This window comes from Streptomyces sp. Y1 (genome assembly GCF_041053115.1).
GTDB lineage: Bacteria > Actinomycetota > Actinomycetes > Streptomycetales > Streptomycetaceae > Kitasatospora > Kitasatospora rubellomurina.
On record NZ_CP163445.1, the window covers coordinates 1,865,620 to 1,877,882 of the forward strand.

Annotated in this window: 7 protein-coding genes; 5 read left to right on the plus strand and 2 right to left on the minus strand. The window is 69.6% G+C overall.

The features are described from left to right. Positions 1 to 156: 156 nt before the first annotated feature. Positions 157 to 1,251 carry a three-Cys-motif partner protein TcmP gene (locus tag AB2U05_RS07775; RefSeq protein WP_369182848.1) on the minus strand — a complete coding sequence of 365 codons (1,095 nt, stop codon included), beginning with the start codon at positions 1,249 to 1,251 and terminating at the stop codon, positions 157 to 159. Between the two features lie 90 nt (positions 1,252 to 1,341). After that, positions 1,342 to 2,097, minus strand: coding sequence for a DUF5131 family protein (locus AB2U05_RS07780; protein ID WP_369182849.1), 756 nt, complete (start codon positions 2,095 to 2,097; stop codon positions 1,342 to 1,344). A gap of 261 nt (positions 2,098 to 2,358) precedes the next feature. Between AB2U05_RS07780 and AB2U05_RS07785 the strand changes: the two genes are divergently transcribed. From AB2U05_RS07785 to AB2U05_RS07805, 5 genes are all read left to right on the plus strand, one after another. After that, positions 2,359 to 2,553 carry a hypothetical protein gene (locus AB2U05_RS07785; RefSeq protein ID WP_369182850.1) on the plus strand — a complete coding sequence of 65 codons (195 nt, stop codon included), beginning with the start codon at positions 2,359 to 2,361 and terminating at the stop codon, positions 2,551 to 2,553. 191 nt (positions 2,554 to 2,744) lie between these two features. Then, a complete protein-coding gene (locus AB2U05_RS07790) occupies positions 2,745 to 4,250 on the plus strand; it encodes a DUF2397 family protein (protein ID WP_369182851.1) in 1,506 nt (501 codons plus the stop codon). Positions 4,251 to 4,324: 74 nt separating this feature from the next. Then, complete coding sequence (locus AB2U05_RS07795) at positions 4,325 to 5,563, plus strand: DUF2398 family protein (RefSeq protein WP_369182852.1); 1,239 nt, start codon at positions 4,325 to 4,327, stop codon at positions 5,561 to 5,563. Then, complete coding sequence (locus AB2U05_RS07800; protein WP_369182853.1) at positions 5,556 to 10,937, plus strand: SbcC/MukB-like Walker B domain-containing protein; 5,382 nt, start codon at positions 5,556 to 5,558, stop codon at positions 10,935 to 10,937. The genes AB2U05_RS07795 and AB2U05_RS07800 overlap by 8 nt, the downstream gene beginning before the upstream one ends. Next, positions 10,937 to 12,226, plus strand: a complete 1,290-nt coding sequence (locus tag AB2U05_RS07805) for a DUF2399 domain-containing protein (RefSeq protein ID WP_369182854.1) — start codon at positions 10,937 to 10,939, stop codon at positions 12,224 to 12,226. Before AB2U05_RS07800 ends, AB2U05_RS07805 begins: the two co-directional genes overlap by 1 nt. The last annotated feature ends 37 nt before the right edge of the window (positions 12,227 to 12,263 follow it).

Consider the following 12,263-nt stretch of genomic DNA (forward strand, 5'->3'; position numbering starts at 1 on the left):
TGGGGCCACTACGCCACCGCGCGACCCGTTCGCCCCAGCACGAGGACCGTCCCATGCGGCAGCGATGCGAAGCGCCGCCAGGCACTGAGGTCGCCCTGGGGGGCTTCTCGGCGTCGGCACCCGCTTGGGGGCACGGCTTGCGGCTTGCTCGAAGCGTCAGAACAACGCGCCCTGGCGCAACGGGGTAACGGTACTGGTGCCGGTGATCCGACCTGGGGAGACGTTGATCTCCTCTTGGTCGCGCATCCGTTTGAGGAGCGGTATGACCTGGGTCGGGCGGTAGACGGTCTCCAAAAGGGCGAACTTCTTGAGCTGGTCGACGCTGCGGGCTGTCTCCACGGTGGCTAGGTGGTCAAGCAGGATGCGGCGCAGCGGTCCGGTGTCCGGCTCGAGTTCGAGATCGAGGGCCTGCTGGTTGGGGTCCTTGGGGTCGCGGTAGCGGATGCCGGAGGTGGTGTCGACGACCCACATGGCCTCTTTCATCTTCTCCACGCCTCGTTCGTGGCGGGTGCCGAAGATCAGGTAGAGGAGGCGGCTGCCTTCGTCGATCATCTCGAAGACCAGGGTGTGCTGGAAACCGGCGCGTCCGAGGGACTCGCGGTAGCGGTCGCGCAGATAGGCGGCTTTCCGGGAGGACGGTTGCTGGAAGACGCCCTGCCAGTCAGTGCCCCCGAAGAAGGCGTCCCCGGCTGAGCGGTGGCGCTCGGCCTTCTCGGAGAACCGTACGAGGAAGGCGGGTTGGAAGGTGACCATCACCTCGCTGCGGCGCTGGGTGGCGATCCGTTGCAGCAGGGGGAAGGGGACTTCCGGGCCGCCGAAGCCATCGAGGAGGACGAACATGGGGTGGTGGAGACTACCGGTCCGGTCCAGTTGCTGCAGCAGGTCGGGGTGGCACTGGCCCTGGGCTATGTGCACGTCGAGCCGGTCGTCTCGGACGCTGGACGAGTCGACGGCTACCTTGATGCGGCGTTCCAGCTCGGTCTTGCGCCGGCCGTCCTCCTCAACCAGCACCATCTTCACCCTCCTGGGGCTGCGCCGAAGCGCCGCGGAGAAGACCTGGTGGGCGACGACGGGAGAGCCGGGCTCGCCGTCCCGGTAGATGCCAGGGCCTGCGAAACCTTCGGCGTAGGTGACGACTTCGTTGTGGCTGAGCATGATCGGTGCCCAGGCTTGGAGGTAGCGCCGCAGCAGGGCGTGCTTGGCGGCGGTGTGCGGATCGCGTGGCCAGATGACGTCCTTCGGTGCCGCCATGTGTCTCCCCGGTACGGTGAGCCGTCGCTGCCGGTGGCAGGATCACACAATCGTCACGGTGCGACCAGGGAGCGTGCACGGCGCACTGGATCAGGAGGTGGTGATCGGGTCTCGTGCGGGCATCTCGTCCCAGGTCCGGCCGTTGAGGTCGCGGCCGCGGGCCTTGGGGTTGCGGCCGCCCCACTGCTTGAAGAAGAACGGCACGCTGGCCGTCTGGCAGGCGTCGCGAATTCCGGCGACCCACGCGGGGTCCATCGGACGGTGGTGGGGGCCGGACTCACCGCCGGCGATCACCCATCCGATGCCGTCGAGATCCAGGCCCGGCAGCGGTCCGAGCAGCGGTTCCAGCGAGAGGAACCGGACGGCGGCCGGGACGGCTCGCAGGTCGTCGACGCGACCGAGCTGGTTCTCGTCCTCGACCGACACTCCCATCCAGAGGTTGTCGGGCCACTCCAGCCGGTCGGCGACCCGGCGTAGCCGCAGGGATCGTTTCGTCAGTACCTGGTAGGTGTGCTGGGGGGTGTCGGAGATGACCTGGAACACGTCCCGGACGAATGGCAGCGGCACCCGGGCGTGGAAGAGGTCGCTCATGGAGTTCACGAACACGACCCGTGGGCTGTGCCAGCGCCTCGGGATGTCGAGGGCGTCCGGGTGCAGTGCAAGTCCGAAGCCGGGGCCGGACGTTCGCGAGTCGCCGTCCGTCTGGTACTTGGCGGCGCCCATCGCCTTCAGACGCTTGGCCAGGGTGAGGGCGTAGCAGTTGTCGCAGCCGGCGGACACGCGGTCGCAGCCGGTGGTCGGATTCCAGGTCGCTTCCGTCCACTCGATAGCGCTTCGATCGCTCACTGCCGCTCCTCGCCACCGGGCCGGGCCTCGCGCCGGCCGCCTGCTGGCGGACGCCGCCAAGCCCCTACCTTCCTCCGCGGACACTGCTGGTGTCGAACCCGCTGGCCAGAGCCGTTCTGCTGCCTGGCACAGGACAACGGCCCGGGGTTGCGCCATGGGCGTCACGCCCGCCCGACTACCCTCGCGCCTCCGCAAACGCACCGCCGAGGTCGAACTGCCCAAGATCGGCTTCATGACCTCCGGCACACCCCTGCCAGCATCATGATCGCCGCCGACATCCCCTCGGCCGTCGTCTCCAAGACGATGCGCCACTCCACCCTCGCCATCACCACCAACCTCTATGGCCACCTCCTCAAGGACTCCGCAGACGAGGCTGTCGTCGCCCTGGCCATCGTGCTTGACCGCGCTGATGCCCGGCTTGAGCAGCCCCCTCGGGGTTTGAGTCGCGCTGCGTAAGTTGCCAGGCCAATTTCGTTCGCCCTTTTGTTCTATTTCCGTGAATTGTCAGTGCTGCTCCTTATGGTGCTCGATGTCGCTGTGTCGTGGGAGTCGGACACTGGGGCGGCTGTGCCGCGCCCGGCTTCAGCTGAGAGCTCGCCTCGGCCATCGACGTGTCCGGGGAGTCGCACTCGAAAGGGCAGCTGAACGTGACCGGTGCCTGGTGGCGCATGCTCGATACGGACCTGTTCGGGGTCTTCGCCGACAAGGACGACGAGCGGAGGGAGTTGTCGGCCGCGGTACTCGGGGCGCTGCTGCTGGCGAGCAGTCGAGGGCCGATGTGGACCTTGTCCGACATCCGCGGGCTCCTTTCCGAGGTCGGGTACGCCGATCCGGTCAGCAACGAGGCCCTTTCGGAGGTCGTGGAGAGGCTGACGGACACGGGGTATGTGACCCGTTTCCGGAACTACAGCGCCCCGGTTGGCAGCTACGCCGATGGCGGGCGACGGCGTGAGGCGTGGTCATTGACCCGGGAGGGGCGGGTGATGGTCGCTGCCGTGCGGGAGGCCGTGGGGCGTCTCGACCGCACCCTGCAGCTGCCGCCTCGGCTGCTCGACGCCGTGGAGCAGACTCTTCGCGGACTGCTGCTCAACTACCGCGAGGACGCGGGGATGCTCGCCCCTGCGTTGGCGCATGTCAACGCGCATCTGGAGCAGTTGCAGGAGGCGGGCGGCGACTTTTACAGCGCGGTGGGGACGTTGGCCCAGCACGATGTCAGCAACGACGCCGTGTTCGCGACCAGCCGCGAGCACATTCTGCTCGCCCTGCGGCAGTTCGCCCGACGTACCGAGCAGTCCTTGGGGCGGGTGCGTTCGGCCTTCGACGAGCTGAACGCGGCGGGTGTGGCGTCGGTGGTGAGGCGGGCCCTTCCAGGTGCTGGAATCTTGGAGCCCGAGGCCCAAGACAGCTGGTCGGCCGACAGAGAGCGGGAGTTGGCCGACCTCCAGGCATGGTTCACACCCAGGGGGTCCATCGAGCGTCTCGTGGATGCGGCGGCGGATGCCATCCACGCGCTGCTCGGCGCCATCGACCGCCGTTACTACGCCACGACACGCGGCAGTGACGTGGGTGCGGACTTTCGGCAGATCGCTCGGATGCTGCACGCGCAGCCGACGACTGCCGCTGCCTATGAGGTGTTCGCGGCGGCGTTCGGGATGTGGCCGGCACGCCACGCGCTCGCGCCGGCCGAGGAGGACATCGCCGTGCACGACATCGCGCAAGCCGGCGCCTGTCACGAGGTGAAGGTCGTCCTGCGCAGTACCGAGCGGGGTGCGAAGTCGACTGGGCGGCCTCGCAAGATCCCTGACCTCGGCCTCGAACGACGCCACGGGGAGGAGCAGAACGACGCGGAGCTCAACCGTCTGGAGACGATCGCCCGCGATCTGGTCACCCCCGGCCCGGTCCCGCTGTCCTTCTTCAAGGGCCTGGCGGCGGAGCACACGGCGGTGCTGGTCGGGCTGCTTGAGGAGGCCCTGAACGGTTTCGACGACTCCGCCGGGTGCGGGTCGACCTACACGGTCGGCGCGGCGCTGACCCTGTGGCCCGGCGATCCGGAGCAGATGGTGACCGTGGAGTTCGAGGACGGGACCTTGACCGCGCCGGATGTGCTCGTCGAGGTCAGCCTGCTGGACTACGAGGAAGGGGAGGTTGCGTGATGAGTGCTCAGTCTCGTCCTGCAGGCGGCTCAGCCCGAGGGTTGGAGCCCGAGGCCGGCGTCGTGGTGGCAAGGATGCTGCGTCAGCAGATCCATTCCGTCGAGGACGATCCGGAGCTGTTCGGCCTGGCTGCCGCGCACCAGCGGGAGGTGGCTGCCTGGTTCGACCACACGGTCGGGTGGCGCTTCGAGGTCTACCGCTCCGAGGGGCTGTGCCGGTTGTACAAGCGGCGAGCCGATCCGCCGTCGGACCGCGGCCCCGTGGTTCGCCGCAAGTCCGGGGAGGTTCCCGCTTCCCCGCTGGTCCTGGTCCTGGCCAGCCTGATCTGCGAGCAGTTGTGGCGCAGTACACAGGCGACCTTCAACGACCTGCAGCGCGCGGTGGTCCAGGCGTGCGGGACCGAGGCGGAGCTCGGCCGCTTGCCGCGCTTCCGCCCCGTGGCCGATGCCGGCGAGAAGCAGGCCACTGCGGGCGCTCACCGGCGGGCGTTCATCGACGCCCTGCTGCTGTTGGAATCCTGGCGCGTCATCGCGTCGGACGTCGCCCTGGACCAGCTCGAGCAGGACCAGGGACTCGATCTGGTCATCACGGCGCGCCGCGAGCGCCTTGCCCTGCTGACCGCTTCCGTCGCACCTTCGCTACTGGACATCGATATCGACCGGCCGGACACCCACGCTGCGGCTCTTTGCGCGGATCAGCAGGACCTGCCGGAGGACGCCCCGGTGAAGGCCCAGGAGAGGCGCCGCAGGCACCTGGCGATGCGGGCGGTCCTCGACGATCCCGGTGTGGTGCCGGACCCCGCGACCGAGGCGGGCAAGTACCTGTCCTCCTACACGGGGCGTGAGCGTGCCCTGAACGCCGCCGCAGCTGCCGGGCTCGTGTGCACGGTGCGCCGCGACTGGTGGTCGGTGTCCGACCCGAACGGACGGAGCACCGATCTGACGTTTCCCGCCGGGCGCAGTCTCGAACAGCACGGAGCGCTGCTCCTGCTCGACGCGATCGTCGGCCGGAACGAGCCGATGGACTGGTTCGGCATCGAATGGGCGTCCTCGCAGCTACGGCGGGAGCTGGCCGAGCGTCCGTGGTGGGCCCGCCGGTACCAGGGGCCGGGCGGGGAGCGTTCACTCGCCGAGGCCGGCATCCAGCAGTTGCTGTCGGCCGGGATCGTGAGCGCCGATCCTCCGCCGGGCTCGGGCTGGCGGCCGACGCCGGCCGTTCACCTGTGGCAGGTCCGGGTTTCCCATGCCACCAGCGCGGCGAAGGCCGCGACCCTTTCAGGCGTTACCGATGGGCGGGAGAGCCTCGATGACTGAGCACCACCGTACGCTGGAGAGCCTGGCCGGGCTGGGCAGCTCGCGCAGGAAGACGGTCGTCCTGGATCCGCATCCGGGTGCCGTGGGCCGCTGGCAGGCAACCCGGGCCGGAGCCGTGAACTCCTGGCAATGGAACGAGGAGCAGTTCCTCTTCAGCGCCGGATGGCTCGCCCTGGTCGGGATGAACGGCTCCGGGAAGTCTCTGACCGGTGGCGTCCTGTGCCCGACGTTCATCGACGGCGACATCAGCTCCAAGGGTCTCTCGGCCTCGGGCGATGCGGCCGGAACACTCACCAGCATCCACACCCAGGGGCGGCCCGGCCCGGCGAAGAGCGGGACCTGGTGGCAGGAGTACGGCCGCACCGACCCCGGCCCTGACGGCACCGACTGCACGCAGTGGCTGACCGCCGGTCTGTGGCTCAAGAGCAGCGGCGGCGAGCGCACCTCCCTGGAGCGGGCCTGGTTCCTCGTCCCGGCACGGGTGAACGCCCAGCTGACCCTGGAACGCGACGGCATGCCGGTCGACATCGGCGACCTGGCGAATCAGCTTGCCCAGTACAGCGGCCTGTTGTTCACCTCCTCCACCGCCCTCGAGAACGCCTGCAGGGAGCACGCCTCGGTCGTACGCCGCGAGGAGGAGTACACCGAGGCGGTACGAACCGCGATGTACCAGCCGCTGGACCCGTCCCAGATGGACGCGCTCGGGTCGGTCCTTCGCGCCCTGCGCAGTGTCCAGGCCAACGATAAGATCAGCCCGAGCACAATGCAGGCCACCCTCACGTCGGCGCTGCCGTCGCTTGACGTCAGGCGGGTGCAGACCCTTGCCGACGCGCTGGCGAAGACGGAGCAACTTCAGGACCGGCTACGCAGCGCCCGCAAGGAGAAGGAGGTCCTCGGCAGCGTTCGCGCGGTCTACCGCCGCTACGTCGCAGCTGCCGCCTCCACCGCGGCGGTGGAATTCCGTGACAAGCACACACACCACGGCCAACTCGTCAGGCAGCACCGGGATTTGTCCGAGCGGCAGAGCAACCTTACGGAGAGCCTTCGGGACGCCGGCCAGCTGGTCCGCGACGAAGAACGCCGACTCGGCCTGCTGGCCCAGACGATCAAGACGTTGGAAGGCCGAGTCGCCGGCCACCCCGGGGCAGACCTCGGCAGCCTCGCGGCCCTCGCACAGCAGCAGGAGGAACGGGCCCGCACGAGCGCCAGGGAAGCCGGGGACGCCGCCAATGCGCACCTGGATGCACAGAACGCGTGCGGTGAAGCGGAACAGGAGGCCGACGAAGCAGTCGGTCAGCTCGCCTCGTTGACGCGGAAGGTCGGCCATTCGGCGGCCGAGGCCGGTGCCAGCGCCTTCCACGAAGCCATGGCCCAGGCGTGCGACCGGTTCGGAGCATCCCGTACGCAGGAGCCGACCGCCGCGCTCGAGCAGGAGGCGAAGAGCGCTCGGGAACAGATGGCCGCCTGGCTGGAGGCTCAGTCCTCCGCGGCAGAGGAGGTGAGCGCGGCCCTCGGAGAGCTCGGTGTGCTGCTCACCGCGCAGGCTGATGTCCAGGAACGGTACAACGGTGCCCGGCAGCGGTCCGAGATCGCCACCGGGGAGGCCCAACGGCTGGTCGGAGAAGCGGAGCTGGCCGAGGAGGACGCCCGCGGCGCGTTGGAGAGGTTCACCGCCGGGTTGGTACGGCTGCCGGCTCCGCCGAGTGAGCTTGTCGTCGCATCTCCACTGGATCCGAATGCCATCCACGGCTGGCTTCAGGGGATCTCGGCCGAAGCACTGGCTGCGCTCGACCTGACAGGTGTGCAGGCGCGGGCTCGGGCGCTGGCCGACGGTGCCGCATCCGCCGTCGCGCAGGCCGAAGCAGCCCGTGTCGCCGCCTCCGAGGCCGGCCGCCGGGCCCGGGACCGGGCGGGCGACCTTTCCGCCGAGGCTGCGAAGCTGGCGCGCATCCCTGCTGGCGTCGAGGAGATGGTCGAGGCCGTCCAGCAGGTCGCTGAGTTCGCCGAGCGTGTGCCCTCGCCAGACGCTGTGCTGGTGCCGGACGGCCTGGAGGTGACCGTCGCCGAACTCGCCGAGGACGCCCGGTCCGGGCTCGGCCAGCGGAGAGCATTGCTGCAGGGCGCTGCGGACGCGCTCGACGCCGCCGCTACGGCGACCGCCCACGCCTCCCACCTCGGGGGCGAAGCCGGCGAAGCGCGAGAGAAGGCAGCCCAGTTGCGGGCCCGCGCCGACGAGCACCAGGCGAATGCCGAGCAGGCAGGCCGATCCTGGGCTGAGGAGACCTGGCAGTGGGCCGCTTCGCTCACGGTCCTGGACCGTACGGCGCTACGGCTGCCGGACGATCAGAGAATCCCCCGAGCCGTGGACGCGGAAGTCCTGAGGGAGGACACGGCCGCGGCCTACCGCCTCGCCTCCACCCGGATCACCTCCGAGCTCACCACCGCGAAGATCGACGTGGCCTCCTGCAAGGCCCAGGTGGAGGAAATCGACGATCGGATCGTCGAAGCCCAACGAAGCGAAGCCGGTCCCGGCCAGCCCGCGTGGCGTCCCGCGCGCCACGGCCGACCGGGTGCCCCGCTGTGGGCGGTGGTCGACTTCGCCGGCCATCTGCCCGCCGAGGAGACCGGCCGGCTGGAGGGCGCGCTGCTCGCCGCTGGTGTTCTGGACGCCTGGGTGTCGCCGGACGGGGAGCTGACGGCCGGCGATGTCGCGCTGCTGCCGACGTCCAGGCACGCGGGCCCGACACTCGCCGATCTGCTGGTGCCCGACCCGCAAGCGCCGATCGCTGCCGGCCGCATCCGCGAGGTGCTGGCGTCGATCCGGGTCCTGGAGCACGGCGAGGCTCCCGCCCCCGGGCAAGCGGCCTTCGCCTCTGACGGCACCGTCCACCTCGGTCCGCTCAGCGCCCAGAGCCCCGCAGGCTGGACGCCTCGCTACATCGGCGCGTCCGCACGTGAACGCATGCGCCAGATCCTGCTCGCCGACCTGCGTGCCCAGCGACAGGAGGCGCTCGCTGCGCTCGATGCCGCCCGTCAGCTGGTCGAGGCCCTGGCCAAGAACCTGGCCACCACCGACCAGGAACGGATCACTCCCGACCCAGCCCACTGGCTGGAGCTGGAGAGCGCCGCCACGAACGCCGCCACGGACGCGGCCCGGCAGGAAACCACGGCGGAGGAGGCCGAGACCGCCGCCGCCTCAGCCAAGCGCGCCGCCGAAGACACCGGCCTGGCCGCAGCGCTGTCGTGCCAAGCCGCCTTCGTGGAACCGTCCACCAGCTCGGTTCGAGCCGCCCAGGCCCTGTGCACGGAGCTACCCGGCCTGGTGATGGCGTGCCTCGAAGTTGCCCGCACCGCACTGGCCAACACGGCGGCCATGCACACCGCCGCTCAGCACGCCGTCACCGTGCGAGCCAAGCAGAGGGCGGCCGAAGCCGCCTGGCAGACCGCGCAGGACACCGCAGCCGAGATCGAGCAGGACCGCGGCAGCCTTCCTGTCGAACTCGAAACGGTCCTGCCCACCAGGGCCGCAGCCACCGAAGCGCTCGGCAAAGCTGCAGAGGCCGCCGACGCGCTCGTCGACGTGGAGCGGGAGATCGGCCGGAACAGCGCCCTGGTCCTCGGAGCGAAGACGGCCCTGCACCGCAAGGCCCGCATCACCCACGTGACCGTTCCGGTCGAGGCCGAGGCTCTTCGCAGCCACCGGCAGACGCTGCGCGATCTTCAGAGTGGACTCGGGGAGTGGGCCGACCAAGCGATCCGAACGTTCTACACCCTCTCAACCGCGGCAGGCCATCGCTCGGCAGCCTCCGATGCGGAACGTCGAGCCGGCACTCTGCGTGAGCGTGCGGAAGACGACGCATCGGCTGCGGAAACCGCCCGTCACCACTACAGCGAGGAACTGCGCCAGCACGACCAGCCGTACAAGGACCTCCTGGCCGAGCTGGAGAACTCACGGACGGCCGAGGCCAAGTTGCGCGAGAACCTGGCCACGCACACGCAGGAGGAAAAGGACGTCGAGGTCGACCTCGCTCTCGTAACGCAGGAGCTCGGCAGCCACGCCGGCATCCTCGCGCAGGCGTCCGAAGCGGCCGAGAAGGCGTTGGAGACCGTCCAGGGACTCTTCGACCACGGCCTCGTCGACGAGCTCGCCGGAGCGGAGGCCCTCAGCCGTCCCGAGAGTGCGGCCGACGCCGTTCACACGGTCCAGCTGATCCTCGAACAGCGAGGCTCCTCCGCCGGCCAGAACGCGGAGGAGGCCCGTCGGGCTGAGCAGGCCGCGCGCGGTGCCCTGGAAGGCAGGGTGCGTACCGTCTTGGAGAAGCTGCTGGAGATCCGCCGGCACGTGACCACCGAGGAGGACCCCCGCAGCGGGTGGCGACGTGTCGTCGTCACCGAGCACGGCCACGATCAAGAGACCGGCACCGCCTCTGTCGGTGCCAAGACCCTGCGCCAGGCGCTGTCCGAACTCGACGTCGCCATCACCTCCCTCGAAGAGGACTTCAACGAGCAGGTCCAGACCGAGATCAAGGGGGTCGTCTTCTCCGAGCTCCGCAAGGACATCAACGTCCGGATCCACACCGCCGAGGAGATCGTCAAGGAAATCCGCACCACGCTCACGAAGGTGCGCACCGGCGTCGCCCAGGTTGGGGTGAAGCTGGAGTGGAAGCCCAAGAACGACGACCCGGTGGCCCGCGAAGCCCTGTCCCTGATCCGCGACGTCAACCACGAGGGCAGCTTCGACCGAATGTACGACTTCTTCGTCGAGCAGCTGAAGAACGAGGAAGGTACCCACCTCACCTGGGCCAAGCGCGTCGAGCACGTCTTCGACTACCGGAACTGGCACACGTGGGAGATCTCGCTGACCCACCGGTCCTTCTCCGACGACCCGACCAGCGCCACCGAGGTCTTCCAAACCGTCAGCGCGCGCCGCAACCCGCTGGCCCGGCTCTCCGCAGGCGAGAAGCGCCTGGCCACCATGCTGCCGCTGCTCGCCGCCGCCCACGCCTTCTACTCCACCAGCGGATACGAAGGCCCGCGGGCGATCTTCATCGACGAGCTGAACGCCGCCCTCGACGCCCCGAACCTGCGCATGCTGCTCGCCCTCCTGCGGACCTGGGACTTCGACGCACTCGTCACGCTCCCCGCGATGCAGCCACTGCTCGTCCCCGAGACCGGCGCGGTCGGAATCCACCGCATCCACCAGAAGAGCAACACCATGCGCTACACCATCCCCAGCATCTGGACCGGGCGCGGGACGCCCCAGACGGCGCGCATCCACGTCGGCGCTCCCCGCCGGCCCGCCGACGACCTCGTCGTGGACGCCGCAAACCAGTACCCCGACGATCTCTTCTCGGCAGCCGGACAGGAGGACTGATGTCCGGAGATCTCACCGACCTCGACGTCCGCCCACTCTGGGAGGCGGTCGCCGCCCGCCTCGCGCGCGGCGACGATGCCGCGGCGATCAGGAACGTCACCGCGCCGCTGTCGCGAACTGGGCAGGCGATGGTCGCCGGATGGCTCACCCGAGGCCGCCGACCCGGTAGTCGGCCTGTCGCCCTACGCGCGACGGGCAATGGCTGTGTCGTCCCGGTCCCGAAACTGCTTGACTCCCTCGGCCGGACCCCGGATGATCTCCGCGCCCTGATCGAGGCGGCCGGCGTCAAGATCCCGGATCTCGCCGGGCAACGCCGGGCCGCCGACCAGATGCGCGCGGACATCAACGACTACGCCGAACGGGCCCTGCCCGACGCCCCGCTGCTGACCGCCCGGCTGCGGAGCTACGGCATCAGCGACGAAACGCTGGAGGACCGGCGACGGCTCATCGACTCCCTGAGCCGCCTCCGTGACCTCCTGCCCCTGCCAAGGCCCGTGACGCTCGCACGGCTGGCCCACCACTGCGCCGGTGACCCTCACTACTTCGACCTCAACGACACCGGGCACGGAGACAAGGTCGTTCTCCTCGCCCGCGACCTTCTTCAGGCCCCGCAGCCGGACACGCCAGCCGCCGAACGCGCGCTCCTCGCGCGCCTCGGCGTCATCGCGGACCGCCTCTCCCAGACAGTCCTCGTCCTCAACGTCGCCGCCACCGGCGACGGACCCACCGACCGCGCACTGAACCTCGCGCGCTCCGACAACCGCCCCGTCCACGTAACCCTTCACGACCTGACCGCCCACCCGCCCACCCTCGACAGCAACCGGGCTTGGCTGGTGGTGGAGAACCCGTCCGTCGTCGACGAGGCGCTCATGCGGGGCACCGACCAGCCAATCGTGTGCACCTCCGGAACATTGACCGCAGTGGACCACACTCTCCTGGCCCTCGCCGTCGACAACGGCGTCCCGCTGGAGTACTCCGGCGACCTGGACCCCTCGGGGCACGCGATCGCCGCCGCCGTACAAGCCCGGTATCAGGCCGCGATCCGGTACATGGACGAGGCGGCGCGGCTCGCCGTCGACGCTGGCTCACGCTTCGGGTCAGTTCTTCCGCCTGGGCAGAAAGGTACTGAGCTCGAAGGCGACTCTCCTGCGAAGGCACCGACCGAGCCCACGGCTGGCAGCCAAACCCACCGGGTCATCTTCCAGGAGCACTCCGTTATCTTGGATCTCCTCCTGGGGCCGAGCACCGGCGATCCGTTGTCTGTGCCACGCCAAAGACACTCGTTGTGAGCGCCGCCCGGCCCGTAGGCATGCTCCTCCTGCAGGT

What these genes read in the sequence shown, in the direction of transcription:
- AB2U05_RS07775 (WP_369182848.1), bottom strand. Translation starts at nt 1,251, where the DNA reads ATGGCGGCACCGAAGGACGTCATCTGGCCACGCGATCCGCACACCGCC.
- AB2U05_RS07785 (WP_369182850.1), top strand. Translation starts at nt 2,359, where the DNA reads ATGATCGCCGCCGACATCCCCTCGGCCGTCGTCTCCAAGACGATGCGC.
- AB2U05_RS07795 (WP_369182852.1), top strand. Translation starts at nt 4,325, where the DNA reads ATGCTGCGTCAGCAGATCCATTCCGTCGAGGACGATCCGGAGCTGTTC.
- AB2U05_RS07800 (WP_369182853.1), top strand. Translation starts at nt 5,556, where the DNA reads ATGACTGAGCACCACCGTACGCTGGAGAGCCTGGCCGGGCTGGGCAGC.
- AB2U05_RS07805 (WP_369182854.1), top strand. Translation starts at nt 10,937, where the DNA reads ATGTCCGGAGATCTCACCGACCTCGACGTCCGCCCACTCTGGGAGGCG.